Annotated in this window: 12 protein-coding genes; 4 read left to right on the plus strand and 8 right to left on the minus strand. The window is 48.2% G+C overall.

From position 1 onward, the window contains the following. Together J4G07_10530 and J4G07_10535 are read right to left on the minus strand one after the other, a co-directional pair. Positions 1-1,276: aminopeptidase P N-terminal domain-containing protein (locus tag J4G07_10530; GenBank protein ID MCE2414433.1), on the minus strand; the 1,276-nt coding region annotated here is incomplete at its 3' end. Between the two features lie 104 nt (positions 1,277-1,380). Continuing rightward, on the minus strand, positions 1,381-2,481 hold the full coding sequence (locus J4G07_10535) for a succinylglutamate desuccinylase/aspartoacylase family protein (GenBank protein ID MCE2414434.1): 1,101 nt from the start codon (positions 2,479-2,481) through the stop codon (positions 1,381-1,383). A gap of 119 nt (positions 2,482-2,600) precedes the next feature. Between J4G07_10535 and rpiA the strand changes: the two genes are divergently transcribed. Both rpiA and J4G07_10545 read left to right on the plus strand, forming a co-directional pair. Continuing rightward, the gene (gene rpiA, locus J4G07_10540; GenBank protein ID MCE2414435.1) at positions 2,601-3,290 is read left to right on the plus strand and encodes a ribose-5-phosphate isomerase RpiA; all 690 of its coding nucleotides are present in this window, start codon (positions 2,601-2,603) and stop codon (positions 3,288-3,290) included. A 5-nt stretch (positions 3,291-3,295) separates the two neighbouring features. Then, complete coding sequence (locus J4G07_10545; protein ID MCE2414436.1) at positions 3,296-4,153, plus strand: YjbH domain-containing protein; 858 nt, start codon at positions 3,296-3,298, stop codon at positions 4,151-4,153. 3 nt (positions 4,154-4,156) lie between these two features. Here J4G07_10545 and J4G07_10550 read toward each other — a convergent pair whose 3' ends face one another. The 6 genes from J4G07_10550 to J4G07_10575 form a co-directional block, all read right to left on the minus strand. After that, positions 4,157-5,035, minus strand: coding sequence for an OmpA family protein (locus tag J4G07_10550; protein MCE2414437.1), 879 nt, complete (start codon positions 5,033-5,035; stop codon positions 4,157-4,159). Further along, complete coding sequence (locus J4G07_10555; protein ID MCE2414438.1) at positions 5,028-5,336, minus strand: RNHCP domain-containing protein; 309 nt, start codon at positions 5,334-5,336, stop codon at positions 5,028-5,030. The genes J4G07_10550 and J4G07_10555 overlap by 8 nt, the downstream gene beginning before the upstream one ends. Further along, a complete protein-coding gene (locus J4G07_10560; protein ID MCE2414439.1) occupies positions 5,333-5,944 on the minus strand; it encodes a hypothetical protein in 612 nt (203 codons plus the stop codon). The genes J4G07_10555 and J4G07_10560 overlap by 4 nt, the downstream gene beginning before the upstream one ends. Further along, on the minus strand, positions 5,941-7,080 hold the full coding sequence (locus J4G07_10565) for an AAA family ATPase (GenBank protein ID MCE2414440.1): 1,140 nt from the start codon (positions 7,078-7,080) through the stop codon (positions 5,941-5,943). The genes J4G07_10560 and J4G07_10565 overlap by 4 nt, the downstream gene beginning before the upstream one ends. Positions 7,081-7,199: 119 nt before the next feature. Then, complete coding sequence (locus tag J4G07_10570) at positions 7,200-8,438, minus strand: ArgE/DapE family deacylase (GenBank protein ID MCE2414441.1); 1,239 nt, start codon at positions 8,436-8,438, stop codon at positions 7,200-7,202. A gap of 21 nt (positions 8,439-8,459) precedes the next feature. Next, the gene (locus J4G07_10575) at positions 8,460-8,873 is read right to left on the minus strand and encodes a cupin domain-containing protein (protein ID MCE2414442.1); all 414 of its coding nucleotides are present in this window, start codon (positions 8,871-8,873) and stop codon (positions 8,460-8,462) included. Positions 8,874-9,273: 400 nt separating this feature from the next. Between J4G07_10575 and J4G07_10580 the strand changes: the two genes are divergently transcribed. Both J4G07_10580 and J4G07_10585 read left to right on the plus strand, forming a co-directional pair. Beyond that, entirely contained in the window at positions 9,274-9,738 is a 465-nt protein-coding gene (locus J4G07_10580) for a hypothetical protein (protein MCE2414443.1), read from the plus strand. After that, positions 9,672-10,105: transposase (locus J4G07_10585; GenBank protein ID MCE2414444.1), on the plus strand; the 434-nt coding region annotated here is incomplete at its 3' end. The genes J4G07_10580 and J4G07_10585, both read left to right, overlap by 67 nt.

A 10,105-nucleotide genomic window follows, 5' to 3' on the forward strand; every position in this document is an offset into this window, starting at 1 on the left:
TTCTCGCTTGGACAAGTGCTTCGACTTCGTCAATCTCTTTCGGGACACCGTCTGTCAGGACTTCACAACCGCCCTCTGTGATGAGGATATCGTCCTCTATGCGGACACCGATACCGAGATACGCCGGTGGGACATCCTTAGTATCCTCAGCAACGTAGAGTCCAGGTTCAATTGTCATCACCATTCCGGGTTGGAAGGTTTTGAAATCGCCGTTGGATTCGTGGACGCAATTGACATCATGCACATCTAAACCGAGCATGTGTCCGATCCGGTACATGTAAAACTGCCGATATGCCTCTTTCTTTATCAATTTCTTCGCTTTGCCTTCGAGCAGACCCAGACTGAGCATACCCTCCGTCAACAACTCAATCGACCTTTGGTGGGGTTCGTCGATGGAAACCCCTGGACGGATAGAATCAATAATGGCATAGTGTGCGTCAAGAACAATCTGATAAATTTCCCTTTGCGCTTCAGTGAAGGTGCCGTTTGCCGGGAAGGTACGAGTCACATCACCAGCGTACCGACCATATTCCGCCCCTGCATCAATAAGCACGAGCGTTTCGTCTTCAATCCGGCAGTCATTGGTCGTATAGTGGAGCGTCGTTGCGTTTCCGCCACTCGCAACGATAGTGGGAAAGGCGATGCCGTTTGCCCCGTTCATACGGAACGTAGATTCAACGAGAGCTTCCAGTTCATATTCATACAATCCCGGTCGAACCGCTTTCATCGCGGCGACGTGCCCGGCTACGGTAATCTCTGTCGCCAGCCGGGTGCGTTGCAATTCGGTTTCATTTTTGATTAACCGCAGTTCACTGAGAATAGGACTCGGATCAACAAGCGTATTGAATCCCTTGCCAGATCGGATTCTTGACCTGACAGATTGCGTGAAACGGGCGAGAATTTCAGTATCAACATCCTCATTGGAACCGAGAGTATAATAAAGCCGCTCGGCACCTTGTAGGTATTTCCCGATTTTCTCACTGAATTTCTCTATCGGATAGGCTTTATCTGCCCCGTAGCGTTTACGAGCGTCTTTAACCCCAACGCGTTTACCGTTCCAGATTTCCGCCTGCTTATCTTTCGGACGAACGAACAGGATATAGATAACACAGATCGACTCTGGCTCTTCAAACCCCGTAAGGTAATAAAAATTCGGATCCGGACGATAATTATATTCGGTGTCGTGATTCCAGATTGCGGGGGGTGTACTGGCGAAGATAGCGACCCCGCCACGTCCCATTTTTTCGATAAAGGCTTCGCGATTCTGCTTATGCAAGCTGTTCTCTCCTCACATTTTAATTTTTACCTTGCGGCGTACAAGTTTTGACTGCCCAACCTAACAGGTCATGCTACAAAAGATTAGTATGCGTAAGTCCTGCTTTAGAGATATTCAATTGGTGTGCCGATTTTGCCGACGATACCACCGCTGGCGACCATTGGATAGATGGGTTTTGCCCAGAAAACACCATCGACTGGTGCGCGGATAGACTCCCGGACATTGCCAAACACATCGCAGATGTCTGCTATGGGTTGATACATCGCAAGTTGTTCATACAATTCCGCTTTGTAATAGACAAATCCGCCTTCATTGCTGAGGACGGGTACAAACTTTTTGACAACGATCTGACGGTCAGGAATCTGCGGTGTTCCGGCAATGAATTTATAATACTGTAGCACATTGAGCACGCCGCGAACCCCCTTCTCGATGCTCTTTGTATCCCATCCGTGGGTGCCCCCTAATTCGGGATCAATTGTTGGAATACCGATCTCTGGTGCCGCTTGAGCGAGTTGTCCTTCGGGTCCTTGTTGATTGAGAATATGTCCTATACCGAAAACTCGTGCGAGTTCAAGGCAGGCACCGTGAAGTGTGTGTTTCTCGTCAACACGCACGCGGACCTCGTCAATCATTGGATGGACCCCACCTTGGTGCAGATCAAGGCAGTAATCGGCTTGCTGAATAGCGCGCCGAAAGAGGTGATAGGCTGTCCGTTCGCTTGAGGTTCCATCGCGTCTACCGGGAAAACAGCGGTTCATTTTGCGGTTGTCCACGGGATTCAGTGCCTGTTTCGTATGGAACGCGTGGAAGTTGACGAGCGGGACAGCGATAATCTTCCCATATAACTGCTCTGGTGTGATTGTAGAGAGCACTTTGTGAATAACGGCGATTCCGTTGAGTTCATCTCCGTCGCTAATCGCTTGGATGTAGAATGTTTTGCCGGGGTACCTCCCGTTGATGAGTACAATAGGCAATCGGACAGCCGTCCCATCAGGCATACTGCCGACCTTGATATGTCCGTCTATTCGGGTTCCGGGTTCGGCGACTAATTGCCCAACTACCAATTGGCTATGGCGAATCTTATTCCTCATAACGGTTATTGTACCAGAATCCACGAAATAAGTCAAATCGTTAGCGGTCAGGTGTCGGAAACCGTCAGCGGTCAGCAAGATCGCGAGCATGGGGAAAAGAAAGGGAACGCCCAAGCAAAAATACTCGCTCCTACAGAAGAATAGAAGTCAAGCGTCGGGATTCGGAGACCCTTCTACCGAGGTCAGATTATCCCTTGATTTCAACACGATTTTCTGTTAAACTTATATGCATCATGAACACAGAAAACCAGAAAAAAATCGCTGCAGAAAAAGCGACAGAGAGCGTCCGGTCAGGCATGGTTGTCGGATTGGGGACAGGTTCTACAGTTTACTACGCGCTCTTGAAACTTGGTGCAATGGTTCGGGAAGGACTTGCTATCGTCGGGATTCCCACCTCCGCAGGCACCGAAGAAATTGCAAAAGCACAGCAGATACCACTCTCGACGCTCGCCACCCATCCGAGCATTGATTTGACGATTGACGGTGCCGATGAAGTTGACAAAGACCTTAACCTCATCAAAGGTGGCGGTGCAGCCCTCGTCAGAGAAAAAATCACCGCCAACGCATCGAAAGAAATATTGATTGTTGTCGATGAAAGCAAAGTATCATACGTCCTCGGCACAACTTTTCCGCTTCCTGTCGAAATTGTGCGGTTCGGATGGGAAGCAACGCAAACCGAAGTCAATCGAATTTGTGGAAAATCAACGTTACGCCTCTCATCGGCACAAGACGGAAACCAGCATCCACTTATTACTGATAACGGGAACTATATCCTTGATTGCCACTTTGATGGGATTCCCACGCCGAAGGAGATTGAGTTGCGACTGAACAATATTCCGGGTGTCGTGGAGAATGGGATCTTTGTCAATCGCGCTGACAAAATCATCATCGGCACACCTTCTGGCATTCGGTATATGGAATAACACCAATGGTTAAACACCAAATCTTGCCCCTCCTGCTCCTGCTTGCCTTTATCACGATTTCTCACCCAGTTAGCGGCGAAATATTTATAGAGAGCGGATTGGTGGACGTCCCAACAGGTAGAGTTTTGAAACACGGGATATTTGGGGCAGGTACCTATCTCAGTTTCCAACAACGAGCGATGAATCGCCCAACTACAAACCTGGGCGATGCTGCTGCGGTTCGCCTTAACTTCGGACTGTTTGACCGGGTTGAAGTCGGGTTAAAACATGTATGGAATGAACACGACATCGAACCATCCACCGAGCGGACTCTAAACCTAAAGATCCAACTCTTAAAAGAGCAAGAGGTTGGCGTAATTCCGAGTGTGGCGATAGGGGTTGAGACGCTTAGCACCAAACTTTTTTCAGGGACCTCGGAAACAGAAGAGAATGAAAATCCGTCCGCGTTTTTCGCCGTCAGCAAAACCTTTAATTTGCCACGAATTCACCAGTTCTCTGGGCACATCGGTGTCGGTACACAGAGGTTCGCTTTGGGAGAAAGCCCTATCGGTCTATTCGCGGGGCTGAGCAAAGAATTTCAACCGGCTTTCGCGAGAGGCGACATCACCTTGAACTTGGAATTCGATGGTGCAGGTGTGAACGCGGGGATACGGTATATCACCCGAAACGGACTTCAGGTTGCCCTTGGTGCTGAGACCTTGAATAGACCAGACGAATTAAGGTATCTTGCCGCTGTTTCGTGGACAAACGAGCGATTGGTCGACCAGATTAATGAAATGAGACAGTCGATTAAACGCGCGGCAGAACTTGCCGCCGAAGCGAAACGCGCTGTTTCAGGGGGTTCTCAACAAAAGAGACAGTAGCAATTACTGAGATTCCCTTGTCTCAATAGATTTCATCACCTTTTGGAGTGATGTCAGTAGTTCGGATAAGAAATCTTGGGGTGGCACGAGTATAATTTCGATCCTTCGATTTTTGGCTTTCGCTTCAGGTGTATCAGCAGTATCTATCGGTTGGTAGAAAGCGTATCCTGTCGCTGCCAAGCGTTGGGCATCGACCTTCGCATGTACCTGTAAGTATTTTACGGCGGCGATTGCACGTTCTGTCGAAAGATTCCAGTTTCGAAGCTCAGAACCACCAATGGGGGCATCATCAGTATGTCCCTCGACCCGCACGGCATAATCCGCATAATTCGTATTTAGCAGGACTTCCTCAGCAATTGCATCAAGAAGTGCCCTTCCCTCCGTGCTCAGGATCGCACTGCCTGTCTCAAACAGAATTTTCCCTTCGTCATCTAACACTGCGCCGACTGTATCCTTAAATTTCTCTTGAATAGCAACAATTGAACGTTGCGACTGGACCCGAATCCGTTGTAATTCCGATTCAATCTCTGCCAGTTTTGCGCGGAGACTCTCCTTTTCGCGTTCAAGCGCGCTTTTATCCTGCTGGAGTGCATTCCGTTCAGCAGCAATCTTTCGAGCGGCTTCGCTTGCATTCTGCAATATTTCCTGTGTTTGATTGAGTTCTGAACGCGTTTCCTCCAGCATAGTTTGGGTTTCAGCCAACTTCCCTTCCAAATCGGTTTTGGCGGTCTCAGTTCTCTCCAAGGTGGTATACATAGCAGCCAATTCCTTTAGTGCATATTCAAGTTTTCCTGAAGTCGAAGCAAGGACCATCGCCAGAACGATGGCAGCGATAGCGGCAATAAAGATAGATATAATTGCGAGGATTCCTTTTTTAGACATTGTTTAATTCTCCCTGTAGGCTCAGGATTGCCTCGAAGTTGTCATTTTCTGATGTTTTGTTTTTTTTCTCTATACCACACGTTGTGCAGCGGTGGGTTAGGATATAATCGCCGTGTTTTATCGTAAAATCTATCGGTTGCATCAAGCCGCGACAGGACGCGGCTCGGTCGCCGGGGTTCACGTCAACATGCCGACTCCAGAGGCATTCTGGACAGTGATTGGTGTAGCCGTTCCCACTGACGGAGGCACTACAATGTGCACAGATGAAATCTTCAATGTGGCGTTGAAATTTTTTGCTCACTGATTAGTACTTGCATTTCTTTCTTGACTGATTCGGTCCAATGTTCGTTTTAAACTTGGCGACACAGAAGCAGCACGTTCTAAATCCCAATGTTCTCGGACAAATTCGGTCAAAAGTGTATTATATTCATTGCCTACGCTGAGTATTGCATCTTGTGCTGGCACCAATGCTGCACGGATCGCTTTCTTTCTACTCCTTCGGGCAAGCGATACAAGGAACTCTTTGGGATTCAAGACGTTGTCCGTCGGCGATGGAATTCGATGCAAGGGGATAGATAGAAAAGCTGCCAATCCGATCCGATCCGCCATCACCCAAGATTCAACCTCCATAACTGCCACACGAAAGCAAAATCTTGGATTGAGAATGCCTTTAACCCATGAGCGAATAAGTCTCGGCGGACAATCCCGGGGCGAGTCTAAGTCTGTCAACATAAACACGGTTATACCGTTGGCTGCTCGGTTGAGTTCAGAAGTTTTTCGTTCAAGATCCGATTTACCTTGAAATCCGATTCTTTTCACGATTTTAACACCAAACTTCTCAAGAATTTTGGTCGCCACTGCATCACTGAGTCTATCCTCAACTGCGAGAATCACATTATTCAGATTCATTCTAATAGGCTCGATTGTTCTGGATATCTGGTTAGCACGACTTCACCGGGCGTGAGACCTGCCTTAAGAAGGGCTCGGATGTAATCAATATCAGACGAAATCTTGACAACAGTTCCTTCTTTTTCAGGTATGAGTAAAAGTACTTCCGTACCATCAATACCGGGTTCTATAAGAAGGTTATCGCTTTGCGTGCTAACCAACACCTGAGATCCCCGACTTTTTTGCAGGCGAGAGATAGAAGGGGCGAGTTGAGAAATAATACCTATGTTTAAAGAGAGTTCAGGTTCCTCTAACAATATTATTGAGTCACTTTCGAGAAGAGACCATAGGAGTCCAATAAGTCGAAGGACTCCATCCGAAAATTGGTCTTCGTGCTGCCCTTCTTCATTTGAACCCCAGTGGGAATAATGTGCTCGTAAATGTGGTCGACCTCTATTGTCACGAATAAATTCCAATTTTTCAAACTGCGGGACAGCAATTTTGAGGGTCCGTTCAATCCTCTTGAGGCGAGCACGGCGGGTACTTGGATGCACACTCGCGACTCGTTCGAGAAATCCCTGACCAAACGGATCGTCTTCAATGACCTTGCCCTGAATCACATCGGCGAAACGGATGAGTTGTGGAACCAGATGGAGATAGGTAACACTACGAAGAAATCGTCCAATCTCTCGAAATTTCGCATTGGCAGCATTCTGCTCAAGTGCGGTTTGGATAAGGCGGTCTGGATCTTCGTTGTCGTCTGCATCAGGTCTATCAAGAAGGGGTTCATCCTCTCTCCAGACGCGTTCATGTGTGAGATGAACTTGACAATTTCCATGATCCGCTTGACAAAACCCCACACTATATCGCCACGTGGCGGGAGCATCTGGTGTGTCCGAGATGTGAACTTCGATAGCAACCTCCGAGTCTTGCCCCGCGGATAGGCACCGAATTTTGGAAACACCGCCGCGGTCACTGATTGCTTTTTGAAACCCGCCACCGTCCATCTTGACAATATCTCGGAGAAATCGAAAAATGTCCAGTAGGTTAGATTTGCCTGAAGCATTTGGACCTACGATAAACTGACGCTCCCGAAGTGGAACATTAATCTGCCGAAAGTTCCGCCAGTTTTTTGCAATAAGCCGATTGATAATCATAATAGTAAGATTTCCTCCACAATAGTCCACAAATATGATACAAAAATCATAACATCTACGGTGAGTAAATACCAACCCAAAGGATGCTGGACTTTGGGTTGCACCGACTCATTCCAAGACTATAATTCTGCGCGGGTCATGAAGGTAGCGTAGATAGCGGAGGTTCTGACCAGATCGGGAATATGCACGCGCTCGTTGATGGCATGCCCGCCTTCGCCGCTTGGTCCGTAGCCAACGCCCGGTAAGCCTGTATTGACGAAATAGTGCAAGTCTGTAAAACCGGTAGTGCCCTTAAATCTTGGGCGATTGAAACGGACTGTGCGCACTGCATCAGCGAAGGCTTGCGCGATCGGCGAATCAGTATTCGTCAAACAGGGTTCAATTCGCAAGATGGCTCTCGCTTCTGCCACCAAATCGGGATAGTATTGGCAGGCACCAGAAATCGCTTCCCGCAATTCGAGTTCGGCAAATTCGAGTTCCTCGTTCGGCGTAATCCGCCGATCAATTGAGAACGTGACACGCGCTGGAACAGTGTTAACTTTATCACCATCGGTTCCACGGAATGTTCCACCGATATTTAATGTTGGATAACGGTCACTACCATCCGGGAGTTTAAATGCGCGTTCCGGTGATTTCAAATTTCGTTTAACCCGCTGGAGTGCCGTTACAAGTTCAGCGGCCTTCTCAAAGGCGTTTATTCCTTTATCTGGCTGTGCGCCGTGCGCCGCTTTGCCTTGGACTTCAACCTCTAACCAGAGGACACCGTTATGCCCGCTACCGATGTTCATCTCTGAACCGCCTTCGCAATTGACGACGTAGTCCGCACGAACTAATCCTTCTTCAACAACGTATCCCGCGCCTAACTCGCCGCCGGTTTCCTCATCGCAGGTGAACGAACATTCGATGTTGAACTGCGGTTTGACGCCAGTCTCTTGGACAGCCTGAATTGCAAACAGAAGTGCAGCGATGGCATCTTTCATATCGTCGGAGCCGCGTCCGTAAAGCCAATCGCCATCAATTTCACCACTGAATGGATCATCGAAACGCCAGTCTCCTGCAACAGGGACTACATCGTAGTGTGCGTTGAAATGTACGGTCTTCTCTGCCCCGATATCCCAACGGGCAATGAGGTTCAACCGTGGATGACTTTCGGCATTCGGGATAACCTGTTCAGCACGCTCCGTGGGGACCTCGGCAATTTGTGTCTGCATTCCCAACGCCTGACATTTCGTTTCCAGCAGTCCAACAATTTCGGCATAATTTTCGCCGGGTGGGTTGACAGTCGGAATCCTAACGAGTTCCTGAAGCAACACACAAAGCGCGGCTTGATTGTCCTTAATATAGGTTTGAACGGACATTTTAAGCCTCCTCAGTTGTTGTTATTTGACAACCGCCTGATCGCCCGGTGATAAGTGCTCCACGGTTTCGCCTGTCTCTGTAAAGGTGCGGGTCACACTGACAGAAGCGTAGGTCCATAGGATTTTCATGGGGGCATCGCTCTCATTCCAAAACCGATGCGGGATCCCCGCGGGGACGAATGTCGTGTCAAAGGCTTTCATGGTGAAGACTGCACCATCAACCTCGCAAGAGGCTTCGCCTTCGAGAATCGTAACGGATTCATCGCAGTTGTGATAGTGGCGTGCGATTGCTGCACCGGGATCAAACATTGTTATGCCATTGGTGAGTGACGTGGAATCAATCCATTTACCAGCTAATGGGACAGTTTTCACACCAGTGCCTCGGTCAATAGGGTTCTGTTTCTCAAAGTCGATGATATGTGCTTTTGTGCTCATTTCCGATCCACCGTCTTTCGTAAGATTTACCTAAGTTTAGCATGAAGGGACAAAAATTTCAAAGGAATAGTCGGTTTTGGAATCCCAATGCTTTAGCGTTGGGAGGAAAAACCGCTCTCGTATGTGAGTCCATAGCGTTTCTTTTGAAAAAACACTTGACATTTTAGCAAATTATGGTTTAATAGATGTATCGTGTTGGCAGACATTTCCAGCGTTACCGCTTGGTAACGTGTCTGCCTCCCACTGGAAAGCGGATAAAAGCACGATATACGATACACCATGAGATTAACCTTTAAGTATCCTGTGTACCCGACACAGGCAGAAGAAAGAATATTAGAAAAGTGGTTGGCACACCTTTGCGACCTTCAGAACTCCGCTCGCCACGATAGACTCGTTGCGTATGAGACGGAAGGTACTTTTGTGTCGCTCGCGTGAGACGTATGACGATTTCCGCGAAGTCCCCCAAGATTTTCAGAACCACGCTCTCAGACGTAACGATAAGGCTTTTACGAACTTCCGCAGGCGTTGTAAGGAGAACGCTCCTAAGAAAGGGTATCCTCGCCACAAAAAGCGTGTCCGTTCTCTCACGTGGTCTCTGCGCAAATATACCAAAGTCGTTCGTAAAAAGACGAAAGACCCTGACAAACAGACGATACGCGTTCGTGAGAATCCAATCATAGAAACCGATTTTAGACACAATCGCTTGAAAGTGCCAAAGTTAGGCGAAGTCAAGATACGCATGCACCGACCCCTTCAAGGCGACCCGAAAGAAGTCACGATCGTCAAGAAAGCCTCGGGGTGGTATGCCCATATCGTTTACCGACTGCCGCTGTTGCAGTTGACGTTGGCACGACCCACTACTTGACGACCTCTGAAGGCGAAAAAGAGGACAACCCGCGGTGGTATCGTCAAGCAGAAGGATTGCTCCGAAAACATTCAAAAGACCTTACGCGTAAGAAAAAAGGCAGCAATCGGAGAAAGAAACAACACCACAAACTTGCTTTACACCATGAGCGAACAGTCAACAGACGCAAAGACTTTATTGGTAAACTCGTTTACAAACTTTACCACCATCAGAAAAATAATGTGTTGGTCGCTGAAAATCTAAACACCTCCAACATGGTAAAGAACAAACACCTCAGCAAGAGCATTTCCGATGCGTCTTGGAGCACCTTCTTTCAGTGGTGTGCGAGTATAGCCGAAAGAGACGGCTTGCACTTCCACCAAGTTGA

The organism is Candidatus Poribacteria bacterium (genome assembly GCA_021295715.1).
GTDB lineage: Bacteria > Poribacteria > WGA-4E > WGA-4E > WGA-3G > WGA-3G.

Coding starts and splice junctions, on each gene's coding strand:
- rpiA (MCE2414435.1), top strand. CDS start 2,601: ATGAACACAGAAAACCAGAAAAAAATCGCTGCAGAAAAAGCGACAGAG.
- J4G07_10545 (MCE2414436.1), top strand. CDS start 3,296: ATGGTTAAACACCAAATCTTGCCCCTCCTGCTCCTGCTTGCCTTTATC.
- J4G07_10550 (MCE2414437.1), bottom strand. CDS start 5,035: ATGTCTAAAAAAGGAATCCTCGCAATTATATCTATCTTTATTGCCGCT.
- J4G07_10560 (MCE2414439.1), bottom strand. CDS start 5,944: ATGAATCTGAATAATGTGATTCTCGCAGTTGAGGATAGACTCAGTGAT.
- J4G07_10565 (MCE2414440.1), bottom strand. CDS start 7,080: ATGATTATCAATCGGCTTATTGCAAAAAACTGGCGGAACTTTCGGCAG.
- J4G07_10570 (MCE2414441.1), bottom strand. CDS start 8,438: ATGTCCGTTCAAACCTATATTAAGGACAATCAAGCCGCGCTTTGTGTG.
- J4G07_10575 (MCE2414442.1), bottom strand. CDS start 8,873: ATGAGCACAAAAGCACATATCATCGACTTTGAGAAACAGAACCCTATT.
- J4G07_10580 (MCE2414443.1), top strand. CDS start 9,274: ATGAGACGGAAGGTACTTTTGTGTCGCTCGCGTGAGACGTATGACGAT.